This window comes from Amycolatopsis sp. NPDC000009, assembly GCF_055563465.1.
The window spans coordinates 270,015-282,467 of the sequence record NZ_JBVHDI010000002.1 but is presented as its reverse complement, the minus strand read 5'-3'; the positions used below and the strand labels follow the sequence as shown (position 1 = coordinate 282,467).

The following is a 12,453-nucleotide window of genomic DNA, read 5'->3' as shown; positions in this document are numbered from 1 at the left end:
AGCGGATACCGGCGGATACCCTCTGCTTCATGGAGACCGCAGTAAAGGAGGCCGCTGTGGCCGTCCCCGAAAAGCCCGGCAAACCGATCCTCATGCGCGTCGGCATCGGCCTGTTCGCGCTCGGCATGATCGCCGTCACAGCGGTGTTCGTGCTGTTCGCCGCCGGGCTGGAGAACCTGCCGGTGTGGCTGTCCGCCGCGGCGGGCGTGATCACTCCGCTGGGGCTGGCTCTCGGCCTGATCGCCCTGATCCGCGAGGCTCGCCGAAAGAGCTGAACCAGCCGGGGAACTCGGTCAGCGAGTCGAACACCACGTCGGCCCCTTCCGCGAGCAGCTCGTCCTTGGTGCACGGGCCGGTCGTGACCCCGACGGGGACCGCGCCCGCCGCCAGCGCGCCGCGGATGTCGCCGAGGTGGTCCCCGACGTAGACACGGGCGCCGTGCTCGGTGAGCGCGGCGGCCTTCTCCGTCGACCACAGCTCTCCGACCAGGACGTCGACCTCGAAGCCGAGCGCGTCCAGGTGGAGTTTCGCGTTGGGCGCGTACTTCCCGGTGACGACGACGGTGCGCCCACCCGCCGCACGGACCGCGTGCAGTGCTTCGGCCGCTCCCGGCATCGCGACCGTCACGGGCACGACGGTCGTCGGGTACATCGCGCGGAAGCGCGCCACCAGCTCCGGGATGCGCTCCTCCGGCGCCCCGAAGCCCCGCAGGCTGGCGTCGAGGGGCGGGCCGAGGTTGGCCGCGAAGTACTCGCCGTCCAGGGGCAGGCCGGACTCCACGCCGAGCGCGTTCATCACCGCGACCATGCCCGGCCGCGGATCGATCAGTGTCATGTCGAGGTCGAACCCCACGGTGATGCCCACCCGGCCACGGTAGCCGCCACCACCGACTGATTTACATTGGATGGGGGCCCGTCAACTTCTTTGACATGGACGCGATCTGTGTCAAGCTGGGACTGTGGGCGAGATCACGAGCTTCTCCGATCGGACCAAGGCCTCCCTGCGGGAGGCGCTGCTCGACGCGGCCACCGAGCTGCTCACCGAACACGGTTTCACCGCCTTGCGGATGGCGGACGTCGCCGCCCGCGCCGGGGTGAGCAGGCAGACCGTCTACAACGAGTTCGGCAACAAGGCCACGCTCGCCCAGGCCGTGGTCCTCCGGACGACGTCGGAGTTCCTCGAAGGCATCCGGTTGCGCGTGCAGGACGCGAAGGACCTGCGCGACGGGATCCGCGAGGCGGTCGTCTACACGATCGAGCACGCCCGGGAGAACCGGCTCGTCGCCACCACGCTGGGCACCGAAGCGGGCGAAGACCTCCTGCCCCTGCTCACCACCAAGGGCGAGCCCATCCTGACCGCGGCCACCGAGGTCGCTGCCGGGCAGTACCGGGAATTCGAGCCGTCACTCTCCCCGGAATCCGCCACGCTGCTGGCGGAGACCGTCGTGCGGCTTTCCCTGTCCCATCTCGTCATGCCGACGCATCCGGCCGGCGAGGCGGCGGCGGCGGTCGTCGCCGTGCTGGCACCCGCGATCCGGGCACTGACCACCGATTCGTCCACAATGGAGTGATACGAAGGGGACCTCATGACCGACACGCTCTCCGAACTGCGGACCGGTTTTTCCTCACTGCGCAAGGGCGGGCTGAACTGGGACTCGTTCCCGCTGCGGCTGTTCGTCAAGGGCAACCAGAAGTTCTGGAACCCCGCCGACATCGATTTCTCCCGTGAACGCGAGGGCTGGGACAGCCTCAACCCGGAACAGCAGCGGTCGACGACCTATCTGGTGGCGCAGTTCATCGCGGGCGAAGAAGCGGTCACCGAAGACATCCAGCCGTTCATGCGGGCGATGTCCGCGACGGGCCGTTTCGGCGACGAGATGTACCTGACCCAGTTCTGTTTCGAAGAGGCCAAGCACACCGAGGTGTTCCGCCGCTGGATGGACGCCGTCGGGCTCACCGAGGACCTGCATCCGTACGTCGCGGAGAATCCGCACTACCGCAAGCTTTTCTACGAGGAGCTGCCGCAGTCGCTGCGGGCGCTGGAAGACGATCCCAGCCCGCTCAACCAGATCCGCGCGAGCGTCACCTACAACCACGTCATCGAAGGCAGTCTCGCGCTGACCGGATACTACTCGTGGCAGCTGATCTGCACGCAGCACGACATCCTGCCGGGGATGCAGGAACTGGTGCGCCGCATCGGCGACGACGAACGCCGCCACATGGCCTGGGGCACCTTCACCTGCCGTCGTCACGTCGCCGCGGACGATGCGCTGTGGGACGCGGTGCAGCAGCGGATGGGCGAACTGCTCCCCCACGCGCTGGGCATGATCCAGTGGGTGCAGGACCAGTTCGAGGAGATCCCGTTCGACAACGATCCCGAGGAGATCATCCAGTACGCGGCCGACCGGGCGCAGCGGCGACTCGGCGCGATCGAATCCGCGCGCGGGATGCCGGTGGAGCAGATCGACCTCGACTACTCACCGGAGAACCTCGAAGAGACCTTCGGTGAAGAAGACGCGAAGGCGATCGCCGCGGCCGCAGCCAACTCCGCGGCCTGATCGCGCGTGAAGGCCCCCTTCCCTCGGCTGAGCCGAGGGAAGGGGGCCTTCACGCGAGCGTCAGGCGTGTTCGGTCGACGCCGCCTTCTCCAGCCCGAGGATGCTGATCGACTCCGCCCGCATCTCGACCTTGCGCACCTTGCCGGTCACCGTCATCGGGAACTCCTCGACGACGTGGACGTACCGCGGGATCTTGTAGCGCGCCAGTTTCCCCTCGCAGAACTCCCGCACGGCTTCGGCCGTCAGCGGCTCCGCGCCCTCGCGCATGCGGATCCACGCCATCAGTTCCTCGCCGTACTTCTCGTCGGGGACGCCGATGACCTGCGCGTCGAGGATGTCCGGATGGGTGTAGAGGAACTCCTCGATCTCGCGCGGGTACAGGTTTTCACCGCCGCGGATGACCATGTCCTTGATCCGGCCGGTGATGTTGACGTACCCGTCGGCGTCCATGATCGCGAGGTCGCCCGTGTGCATCCACCGCGCCGCGTCGATCGCCTCGGCCGTCTTGTCGGCCTGCTCCCAGTAACCGAGCATCACCGAGTACCCGCGCGTGCAGAACTCGCCCGGTTCGCCGCGCGGCACGGTCAGGCCGGTCTCCGGATCGACGACCTTGACCTCCAGATGCGGCCCGACGCGGCCGACCGTCGACACCCGCCGCTCCACCGAATCGTCCGCGCGGGTCTGCGTGGACACCGGCGACGTCTCGGTCATGCCGTAGCAGATCGACACCTCCGCCATGCCCATCCGGTCGATGACCTGCTTCATCACCTCGACCGGGCACGGCGAGCCCGCCATGATCCCGGTGCGCAGCGAAGACAGGTCGTGGGAAGCGAAATCCGGGTCGGCCAGTTCGGCGATGAACATCGTCGGAACGCCGTACAGGGACGTGCACTTCTCGGCCGCGACGGCTTCGAGAGTGGCCTTCGGCTCGAACGCGGGCGCCGGGATGACCATGCAGGCGCCGTGACTCGTCGCCGCGAGATTGCCCATCACCATGCCGAAGCAGTGGTAGAAGGGCACGGGGATGCAGATCTTGTCGGCTTCGGTGTAGTTGCAGAGTTCGCCGACGAAGTAGCCGTTGTTGAGGATGTTGTGGTGGCTCAGCGTGGCGCCCTTGGGGAAACCCGTGGTGCCGGACGTGTACTGGATGTTGATCGGGTCGTCGGCGGACAGCTCGCCCTGGCGCTCGGCGAGCCGCGCGGGATCCGCGCCGCGTCCGTTCTCCAGCAGCGACGCCCACTCCGCGCTTTCGAGCAGCACGACATGGTCCAGCGCCGGGCATTTCGGGCCCGCTTCGGCGATCATGCCCGCGTAGTCCGACGTCTTGAACGACGCCGCGGCCACGATGAGCTTGATCCCGGCCTGGTTCAGCACGTATTCGAGTTCGTGCGAGCGGTACGCCGGGTTGATGTTGACCAGGATCGCGCCGATCTTCGCGGTGGCGTACTGGACGCAGGTCCACTCCCACCGGTTCGGCGACCAGATGCCGACGCGGTCGCCCTTGGCGATCCCGAGGTCGAGCAGGCCCAGCGCGAGCGCGTCCACTTCGGCGGCGAGTTCGGTGTAGGTCCAGCGCTTCCCGGCGGCGCGGTCGACGAGCGCGTCCCGGTCGCCGAAGGCGGCGACGGTGCGATCGAAGTTGTCACCGATGGTGTCCCCCAGCAGCGGGGTGTCCGAGATTCCCGATGCGTAACTCGGTACTGCGGGGGCGTCGGGCATGGAGAGCTCCTGCGTTCGGCGGCATCGACGCGTCGAGTCTAGGAACGTGGCGTGACGGCGGCCACCTGCAAGTGGAGACCACCTCAGGGGAAACCCGGAGGCCGGGTCCGGCGGCGGCCGATATCGTCGAAGACATGCGCCTCTACATCGTCGACGCCTTCACCTCCGAGGCCTTCGCCGGTAACTCCGCCGGTGTCGTGCTGCTGGACTCGCCGGGTGACGCGGGCTGGATGCAGTCCGTCGCCGCCGAGTTGAAGCACGCCGAGACGGCCTTCGTCGAGGTCGGAGGCGAAGGCCCGAAGTCGCTTCGCTGGTTCACGCCGGAGACCGAGGTCGACCTGTGCGGGCACGCGACGCTGGCGACCACGCACGTCCTCGGCGGTGAGCAGACCTTCACGACGAAAAGCGGCGAGTTGCGCTGCCGCGCCGAAGACGGCTGGGTGTCGATGGACTTCCCGTCGGATCCGCCCCGCGAGTCGGACGACGATCTGTCGGCGATCCTGCCCGGACTGGAGTTCGAGTACGTCGGGCGCAGCAAGCACAACCTGTTCGCGGTGGTGGACGACGCGTCCGTGGTGCGCTCGCTCGCCCCGGACCTCGCCGCGCTGCGCGCGCACTGGAACGGACGGCTGATGGTCACCGCTCCGGGTGACGTCGATGGCATCGACTTCGTCACCCGGTTCTTCGCGCCGGGCGTCGGCATCGACGAAGACCCGGTCACCGGATCCGCGCACTGCGTCCTCGCGCCGTACTGGGCCGCTCGCCTCGGCCGGGACGAGCTCGTCGGCGAGCAGGCCTCGGCCCGCGGCGGCATCGTGCGGATGAACCTCGAAGGCGACCGGGTCCTGCTTTCGGGGCAGGCGGTCACCGTGGCCAGCGGGGAGTTGCACGTCTGATGCGCCTGATCCTGAACGTCATCTGGCTAGTGCTGTGCGGCCTGTGGATGGCACTCGGCTACATCGTCGCCGGCGTCATCTGCTGCATCCTGATCGTCACCATCCCGTTCGGGCTGGCGTCGTTCCGGATCGCGGCCTACGCGCTCTGGCCGTTCGGCCGCACGGTGGTGGACCGGCGCGACGCCGGGGCCGCGTCGACGATCGGCAACGTCATCTGGTTCCTCTTCGCCGGGCTCTGGCTCGCGATCGGGCACGTGCTGACCGGGGTCGCGCTGTGCGTCACGATCATCGGGATCCCGCTCGGCGTGGCGAACTTCAAGATGATCCCGGTCTCACTGATGCCGCTGGGCAAGGAGATCGTCGAGCTCCCCTGAGACTTCCGCACCAAGAGCGCCCTGCCGCGCAGGCTGGACACCGAGGCCCTCCACCCGCTTTATCATTCACGACCCCCGCGCAAAATGCTCAAATCGGGCGCCGGGGACCGGTCTTCAGTCCTTTGTGGACAGTCATAGCCGCGTTGCGACGACCGCCACTCACGACCCCTGAGACTCAGTCTTCGGGCTCCCAGGGCAACGGCACGATGAGGCACGGGCCGCCGACGAACAGCCCGCCGTCGATCCCGAGCGCCTTGCCGCCCGCGTAGAGGTACGGCCCCTCGATCTGCGCGGGGTGGATCCCGAGCTGGTCGGCGATGACGCTGTGCCCGTGCACGATGCGTTCGCCGCCGAGCCGGTCCATGAGCTGCTGCGCGACGTCGGCGCCGTCCGGGCCGCGGAAGGCGTACCGCGTGGTCATCCGCCGCCAGACGTCCCACCAGGCCTGGATGTCGCTGCCTTCGAGGATCTCGCGGCCCCGGGTGTTGATCTCGTCGATGTCCTCGCCCCAGCCGAGGTACTCGAGCGTGTCCGAATGCATCAGCAGGTGGTCCGCGGCCAGCGTCAGCATCGGGCGGGAAGTCAGCCATTCGATATGCTGCGGGGTGAGCCTGTCCTGGTCTTCGAGCAGCCCGCCGTTGATCTCCCAGCTGCGGGCGAAGCTGCGCGGCCCGAAGTCGGACGGCACCTCGGTGTCACCGAAGTGGTACATCCCGAGCAGCAGGATCTCGTGGTTGCCCAGCAGCGTCCCGCAGCGCCCGCCCGCGGTCGCGGCCTGCCGTTCCAGCCGCATCACCAGATCGATGACGCCGACGCCGTCGGGCCCCCGGTCGACGAAGTCGCCGAGAAACCACAGGGTCGCTTCTCCGCCCGACCAGTCGTCGTCGGAGTCGATCAGCCCCTTCTCCCGGAGCGCTTCGGCCAGCTCGTCCCGGTGTCCGTGCACGTCACCGACCACATAGGTCGGGGACGCGGGCTGATCGTCGTGCATCGTCTGACGATAAGCCCTCCGCATGCGACCGTGTCGCTCAGCCTTCACCGAACGGGTCGCCGGTGCGCCCGACCAGATCGGCGATGGAGTCGATGATCTTGGTCGGCCGGTACGGGTAGTGCTCGGCGCTCTCCCGCGAGGAGATGCCGGTCAGCACCAGGATCGTCTGCAATCCGGCCTCGATTCCCGAGTGGACGTCGGTGTCCATCCGGTCGCCGATCATCAGCGTCGACTCCGAATGCGCGCCGAGCCGCCGCAGCGCGGAGCGCATCATCAGCGGGTTCGGCTTGCCGACGTAGTACGGCGAGCGGCCGGTCGCCTTCTCGATCAGCGCCGCGACCGAACCGGTGGCGGGCATCGAGCCCTCCATGCTCGGGCCCGTCGCGTCCGGGTTGGTGGCGATGAACTTGGCGCCGCCCTCGATGAGCCTGATCGCGCGGGTTATCGCGCTGAAGCTGTACGTGCGGGTCTCGCCGAGGACCACGTAGTCCGGGTCGCGTTCGGTCAGCACGTAGCCGACCTCGTGCAGGGCGGTGGTGAGCCCGGCCTCGCCGATCACGAACGCCGAGCCGTTCGGCCGCTGCGACGCGAGGAACTTCGCGGTCGCCAGCGCGGAGGTCCAGATGGCCTCCTCGGGGATGTCGAGACCGGTCCGCTCGAGCCTCGCCCGCAGGTCGCGCGGGGTGTAGATCGAGTTGTTGGTCAGCACCAGGAAGCCGATGTCGTTGGCGCGCAGCTCCTTGAGGAACTCGTCCGCGCCGGGTACGAGGTGCTCCTCCTGGACCAGCACGCCATCCATGTCGCTGAGGTATGTCCAACGGCGCTCGTTCATATCGCCCACCCTAATGATCCGAGACGGCGTGAACAGCCACGGACGCCGCCTTGACCGAAAGATTGACCGGTGTGCCGGGTTCGAGCGCCAGTTCGGCGACCGCGGCCGGGGTGAGATCCGCGGCGAGACCGGCCGCCCAGTCGTCACCGCGGATCCGGACGCGGATCACCGGTCCGTGTGGTTCGAGCGCGTCGACGATCCCCTCGACGGTGTTGCGCGGGCTGCCCCGGTGCTCGCCGTCCCGCAGATACACCGCGACGGCACTAGGCGCGAAGACGGCGACGGCCGCTTCGCCCTCGACGACGTCCTCGGCCGGGATGCCGGCCAACTGCCCGCCTGACGTGCGCAAACCGCCTTCAGCGGCGACGCCGGGCACCAGGTTCAGCCCGGCGATCCGCGCGGTGAACGCCGTGCGCGGCGCGGAGAGGACCTTGCGGGTTTCGCCGCGTTCGACGATCCGGCCGCCGTCGAGGACGGCGACGTGATCGGCCAGCGCCAGCGCGTCGAGCGGGTCGTGGGTGACCAGCACGGTCGGCGGGCCGGAATGGAGGACCCGCCGAAGCAGCCCCCGGATCGCGGGCGCCGCGTCGACGTCCAGCGCGGCGAAGGGCTCGTCGAGCAGCAGAAGTCCCGGCTCGGCGGCCAGCGCCCGCGCGATCGCCACCCGCTGTGCCTGCCCGCCGGAGAGCTGCGCGGGCCGCCGTCCGGCCAGTTCGAGCGCGTCCACTTCGGTCAGCCACTCCCGCGCGCGCTTCCTCGCCTCGGTGCGGCCGGCGCCGGTCGAGCGCGGAGCGAAGGCGACGTTGTCCAAAGCGGACAGATGCGGGAAGAGCAGCGCGTCCTGGGAAAGCAGGCCGATGCCGCGCGCGTGCGGCGGCAGGCCCGCCAGGTCGCGGCCGTCGAGGGTGATCCGCGCCCGGCCGGGCCGGAGCAGACCGGCGAGGCAGCCGAGCACACTGGACTTCCCCGACCCGTTCGGGCCGAGCAGCGCGAGCACACCGCCGTCGGGGACTTCGAAGCCGACGTCCAAGGTGAACTCGCCGCGCCGGAGGGCGAGCTCGGCCGTCAGGGTCACGACCGGACTCCTTCGAGCGCGCGCGGCCGGGCGAGCGCGATCACCGCGACGGCGACCAGGATGAGCAGCAACGCGAGCGCCACCGCGCTGTCGACGTCGACCTCGGCCTGGGTGTAGACCTCCAGCGGCAGCGTCCGGGTCACCCCCTCCAGACTGCCCGCGAAGGTGATCGTCGCGCCGAACTCGCCCAGCGCCCGCGCGAAGCTCAGCACGATGCCCGAACCGAGCGCGGGCAGCAGCAGCGGCAGCGTGACCCGGCGGAACACCGTCCACGGTTTGGCGCCCAGTGTCGAGGCGACCCGTTCGTACCGGTCACCGGCGCCCCGGAGGGCTCCTTCGAGGCTGACCACCAGGAACGGCATCGCGACGAAGGTCTGCGCGATGACCACGGCCGCCGTGGTGAACGGCACCTGCTCACCGGTCAGGGTGGTCACCAGGATGCCGAGGAAACCCTTGCGGCCCAGCAGGTACAGCAGCGCCAGACCGCCGACCACCGGCGGCAGGACCAGCGGCAGCAGCACCACCGCGCGCAGCACGCGGACACCGCGCGCCCCCGAGCGCGCGAGCACCACGGCGAGCGGGACACCGAGCAGCACACAGGCCACAGTGGACAGTCCGGCGGTGAGCAGCGAGAGCTTGAGCGCGTTCAGCGACGACGGCGAGGCGATGAGGCTCGGGAACCGGGTCAGGTCCGAGCGCACCAGCAGGCCGACGACCGGCAGCACCACCAGCGCCAGCGCGCAGATCGCGGGCGGCCAGAGCACCCACGGCACCCCGGCTCCCGCGTTTCGTCCTCTGAATGCGGTACTTGCGCGTGCATCTACCGCATCCAGAGGACGAAACGCGGGGTCAGGGCGTGCCAAAACCGGCCTTCGCGAGTTCGGTCTTGCCCTCCGGACCGAGGACGAAGTCCCTGAAGAGCCCGGCGAGCTGAGCCTGCGGAGCGTCCTTCACCACCGCGATCGGGTAGTCGTTGAGCGCGCCGGCAGCCTCGGGGAAGTCCACTTCGTCCACGTCGGCGGACGCCGATGCCGCGTCGGTGACGTAGACGAGCCCGGCGTCGGCGTCGCCCGACCGCACCTTCGCGAGCACCGACTTGACGTCCTGCTCCTCGCTCGCCGGCTTGAGCGTGACCCCGGACGACTGCTGGACCTTCTTCGCCGCCGACCCGCACGGCACCTGCGGCGCGCAGACGACGACGGTCAGCCCGTCCTTCGCGAGATCGGCCAGCCCCTTGACGCCCTTGGGGTTGCCCTTTCCGACCGCGATGGCGAGCCGGTTGGTGGCGAAGACCGACGGCTGCCCGTCGATCAGCTCCGCCTTGGCGGCCTTGTCCATATTGGCCTTGTCGGCGGCCGCGAAGACGTCCGCCTTCGCGCCCTGGGTCAGCTTCTGGACCAGCGCCGAGGAGCCCTCGAAGCTGAACTTCACGGTCACCCCGGAGTTCTGCGCCTCGAACCGCTTGCCCAGCGCCCCGAACGACTCGGTCAGTGACGCCGCCGCGAACACGGTCAGCGTCCTGGACTCGATGGTCGCAGTGACGGGCCCGTCCGAACCGCAGGCCGTCGCGGCCAGCGCCAGCGCGGCCAGGGCGGGCGCGAGCTTCCTCATCGGCTTCCTTCCGGGGTTTCGATCACGACGGTGGTCGCCTTGACGACGGCGACCGCGAGCACCCCCGGCCGCAGCCCGAGTTCGCGGACGGCCTCGGCGCTCATCAGGGAGACCACGCGATGCGGCCCGCACTGCAGCTCGACCTGTGCCATCACCTTGTCCGTGATCACCTCGGTGACGAGCCCGACGAACCGGTTCCGCGCGGAACGGCCGACGCTCGAGGGGTCTTCCGGCTGCTCGGCCTGCGCCTTGGCGAACGCGGCGAGCTCGGCGCCGTCGACGACCTTGCGGCCCGCCGAGTCGTCGAACGCGGTCAGCTGGCCGGCGCGGACCCAGCGGCGGACGGTGTCGTCACTGACGCCGAGCAGACGAGCGGCCTCGGACAACCGGAATTGCGGCATGTCCGGAAGGTTACTTCCGCAGATGCGGAAAAGCTACGCGTCGCCGGTCAGTTCGTCGCGGAGGCCGTCGAGCACCGCGCTCTGGAATCGCTCCAGCACTTTCCGTTCCTCGGGAGAGAACTGTTCGAGCACCGTCTTCATGTTCGTGTACGCGGATTCGAAGAGCGGCGCGTGCCGCTCCATGGCGCCGGGGACGACCTCGATCAGTACCTTCCGGCGGTCGGCGGTGTCGCGGACACGGCGGGCGAGACCGGCCTTCTCGAGCCGGTCCATGACGCCGGTCACAGCACCCGTCGACAGTCCGGTCAGCTCGGCGATCCTGCCCGCCGTCAACGGTCCCGGCGCTTGGCCCGCCAGCTCGAGCACCTTGTGATCGGTGGCCGACAGGCCCATCCGCTCGGCGATGCGCGCGTGCCGGAGAACGGTCAGGGTGCTGCTTTCCCTGCCGAGATGGGCGAACCGGGTCAATTCCTCCGCCGAGAGCGGATATTTCGCCATCCGGAAACCCTTCCGATTCGGTGCGTTCGGAATCAAGATATAAGCAGGCGAAGCGGAGCTTCTCCGTTGAGGGCGGCGGCGGGGGCATGGATGGACAGTCGGTTTTCGGCCGCCTCGGGGTTAGTCTGGTGTCAATGACAGCAGTCGATCTCGGGTTTCCCCGTGTCCCCGGTACACGCGGTCGCCCCAGCGTGCCCAGGCCGGACAACCCCGCTCTGATCGACACCTTCGGCCGCGTGGCGACCGACCTGCGGGTGTCGCTCACCGACAAGTGCAATCTGCGCTGCACCTATTGCATGCCCGCCGAAGGGCTCGAATGGATGCCGAGCGCGGACGTGCTGACCGACGACGAGCTCGTGCTCCTGCTGCGGATCGCCGTCGAACGGCTCGGCATCACCGACATCCGGCTCACCGGCGGCGAACCGCTGCTGCGCCAGGGCCTGGAGAAGATCGTCGAGCGGGTCGCGGCGCTCGAACCGCGGCCGCGGCTTTCCATGACCACGAACGGAATCGGGCTCGCGAAGCGCGCGAAGTCGCTCGCCGACGCGGGGCTGGACCGGATCAACGTCTCACTGGACACCGTCGACCGCGCGCTGTTCGAGACGATCACGCGTCGCGACCGGCTTTCGCACGTGCTCGCCGGCATGGCCGCGGCGCGCGAGGCCGGGCTGGACCCGGTGAAGGTCAACGCGGTGCTGATGCGCGGGCTGAACGAGGACCAGGCCGTGCCGCTGCTGAAGTTCTGCCTCGCCGAGGGGTATCACCTGCGGTTCATCGAGCAGATGCCGCTGGACGCGCAGCACGGCTGGAACCGCGGCGACATGATCACCGCCGAGGAGATCCTCGGCATGCTCGGCGAGGAGTTCGCGCTGTCGCCGTTCCCCGCCGCGCGTGGCGGGGCGCCCGCCGAACGCTGGCTGGTCGACGGCGGACCGGGCGACGTCGGCGTGATCGCGTCGGTGACCCGTCCCTTCTGCGGCGCCTGCGAGCGGACCCGGCTGACCGCGGACGGCGCGGTGCGCTCGTGCCTGTTCAGCAACGACGAGACCGACCTGCGCGCCCTCGTGCGCGCGGGCGCGCGCGAAGAAGAGGTGGCGGACGCCTGGCGGGCGACCATGTGGGGCAAGCTCGCCGGGCACGAGATCAACGAGGCCGGGTTCGCGCAGCCGATCCGGCCGATGAGCGCGATCGGCGGCTGACATGGTGACCATCGTGGTGCGGTACTTCGCCTCGGCCCGCGCGGCCGCCGGCCTCGACGAGGAGAAGGTGACCCTGCCGGACGGCGCCCGCGTCGCCGACGCCGTCACCCGCCTGCGCGAACTCCACCCGGAGAAGCTGGCAAAGCTGCTCGACGCGGTCTCCTATCTGCTGGACGGCGTCGCGGTGCGGGATCTCACGCGGCCGCTGACCGAGGGCGCCGAACTGGACGTCCTGCCCCCGTTCGCCGGCGGCTGACCTGCTGTCGCCCGCCAGAGCGTGTCGCGAAGCCACTTTCGGAA

General features: G+C 69.4%; 16 protein-coding genes. 7 read left to right on the top strand and 9 right to left on the bottom strand.

The genetic code is table 11. The features are described from left to right. The first annotated feature begins 29 nt into the window (after positions 1-29). Positions 30-275, top strand: a complete 246-nt coding sequence (locus ACZ3HL_RS07390) for a hypothetical protein (RefSeq protein WP_125683903.1) — start codon at positions 30-32, stop codon at positions 273-275. Here the strand turns inward: ACZ3HL_RS07390 and ACZ3HL_RS07385 are convergent. Next, positions 211-864: an HAD family hydrolase gene (locus ACZ3HL_RS07385; protein WP_465410796.1), complete on the bottom strand. Its 654-nt coding sequence runs from the start codon at positions 862-864 to the stop codon at positions 211-213. The two genes, ACZ3HL_RS07390 and ACZ3HL_RS07385, sit on opposite strands and share 65 nt — an antisense overlap. Positions 865-958: 94 nt before the next feature. Between ACZ3HL_RS07385 and ACZ3HL_RS07380 the strand changes: the two genes are divergently transcribed. Both ACZ3HL_RS07380 and ACZ3HL_RS07375 read left to right on the top strand, forming a co-directional pair. Continuing rightward, positions 959-1,570, top strand: a complete 612-nt coding sequence (locus tag ACZ3HL_RS07380; protein WP_465410795.1) for a TetR/AcrR family transcriptional regulator — start codon at positions 959-961, stop codon at positions 1,568-1,570. Positions 1,571-1,585: 15 nt separating this feature from the next. Beyond that, a complete protein-coding gene (locus ACZ3HL_RS07375; protein WP_465529447.1) occupies positions 1,586-2,557 on the top strand; it encodes a R2-like ligand-binding oxidase in 972 nt (323 codons plus the stop codon). Between the two features lie 60 nt (positions 2,558-2,617). Here ACZ3HL_RS07375 and ACZ3HL_RS07370 read toward each other — a convergent pair whose 3' ends face one another. Beyond that, positions 2,618-4,276 (bottom strand): AMP-binding protein, encoded by a 1,659-nt coding sequence (locus ACZ3HL_RS07370; RefSeq protein ID WP_465529445.1) that lies wholly within the window; start codon positions 4,274-4,276, stop codon positions 2,618-2,620. Positions 4,277-4,410: 134 nt separating this feature from the next. Here ACZ3HL_RS07370 and ACZ3HL_RS07365 point away from each other — a divergent pair, with 134 nt between their 5' ends. Continuing rightward, the gene (locus tag ACZ3HL_RS07365; protein ID WP_465529443.1) at positions 4,411-5,172 is read left to right on the top strand and encodes a PhzF family phenazine biosynthesis protein; all 762 of its coding nucleotides are present in this window, start codon (positions 4,411-4,413) and stop codon (positions 5,170-5,172) included. After that, on the top strand, positions 5,172-5,546 hold the full coding sequence (locus ACZ3HL_RS07360) for a YccF domain-containing protein (protein WP_364211551.1): 375 nt from the start codon (positions 5,172-5,174) through the stop codon (positions 5,544-5,546). Before ACZ3HL_RS07365 ends, ACZ3HL_RS07360 begins: the two co-directional genes overlap by 1 nt. A gap of 175 nt (positions 5,547-5,721) precedes the next feature. Here the strand turns inward: ACZ3HL_RS07360 and ACZ3HL_RS07355 are convergent, their stop codons facing one another. From ACZ3HL_RS07355 to ACZ3HL_RS07325, 7 genes are all read right to left on the bottom strand, one after another. Next, positions 5,722-6,537 carry a metallophosphoesterase family protein gene (locus tag ACZ3HL_RS07355; RefSeq protein ID WP_465410791.1) on the bottom strand — a complete coding sequence of 272 codons (816 nt, stop codon included), beginning with the start codon at positions 6,535-6,537 and terminating at the stop codon, positions 5,722-5,724. A 37-nt stretch (positions 6,538-6,574) separates the two neighbouring features. Next, positions 6,575-7,369, bottom strand: a complete 795-nt coding sequence (locus ACZ3HL_RS07350; protein ID WP_020631842.1) for an HAD-IIA family hydrolase — start codon at positions 7,367-7,369, stop codon at positions 6,575-6,577. Between the two features lie 10 nt (positions 7,370-7,379). Beyond that, the gene (locus tag ACZ3HL_RS07345) at positions 7,380-8,444 is read right to left on the bottom strand and encodes a sulfate/molybdate ABC transporter ATP-binding protein (RefSeq protein WP_465529441.1); all 1,065 of its coding nucleotides are present in this window, start codon (positions 8,442-8,444) and stop codon (positions 7,380-7,382) included. Next, positions 8,441-9,208: an ABC transporter permease gene (locus ACZ3HL_RS07340; protein ID WP_465411203.1), complete on the bottom strand. Its 768-nt coding sequence runs from the start codon at positions 9,206-9,208 to the stop codon at positions 8,441-8,443. Before ACZ3HL_RS07340 ends, ACZ3HL_RS07345 begins: the two co-directional genes overlap by 4 nt. A gap of 85 nt (positions 9,209-9,293) precedes the next feature. Further along, a complete protein-coding gene (modA, locus tag ACZ3HL_RS07335; protein WP_465410789.1) occupies positions 9,294-10,055 on the bottom strand; it encodes a molybdate ABC transporter substrate-binding protein in 762 nt (253 codons plus the stop codon). Further along, positions 10,052-10,456, bottom strand: a complete 405-nt coding sequence (locus ACZ3HL_RS07330; RefSeq protein ID WP_192743799.1) for a TOBE domain-containing protein — start codon at positions 10,454-10,456, stop codon at positions 10,052-10,054. Before ACZ3HL_RS07330 ends, modA begins: the two co-directional genes overlap by 4 nt. Before the next feature lie 33 nt (positions 10,457-10,489). Beyond that, positions 10,490-10,954, bottom strand: a complete 465-nt coding sequence (locus ACZ3HL_RS07325) for a MarR family transcriptional regulator (RefSeq protein WP_465410788.1) — start codon at positions 10,952-10,954, stop codon at positions 10,490-10,492. Positions 10,955-11,088: 134 nt separating this feature from the next. Here ACZ3HL_RS07325 and moaA point away from each other — a divergent pair, with 134 nt between their 5' ends. Both moaA and ACZ3HL_RS07315 read left to right on the top strand, forming a co-directional pair. Further along, positions 11,089-12,153 (top strand): GTP 3',8-cyclase MoaA, encoded by a 1,065-nt coding sequence (gene moaA, locus ACZ3HL_RS07320; protein WP_465410787.1) that lies wholly within the window; start codon positions 11,089-11,091, stop codon positions 12,151-12,153. A gap of 1 nt (position 12,154) precedes the next feature. Then, positions 12,155-12,409 carry a MoaD/ThiS family protein gene (locus tag ACZ3HL_RS07315; protein WP_465410786.1) on the top strand — a complete coding sequence of 85 codons (255 nt, stop codon included), beginning with the start codon at positions 12,155-12,157 and terminating at the stop codon, positions 12,407-12,409. The last annotated feature ends 44 nt before the right edge of the window (positions 12,410-12,453 follow it).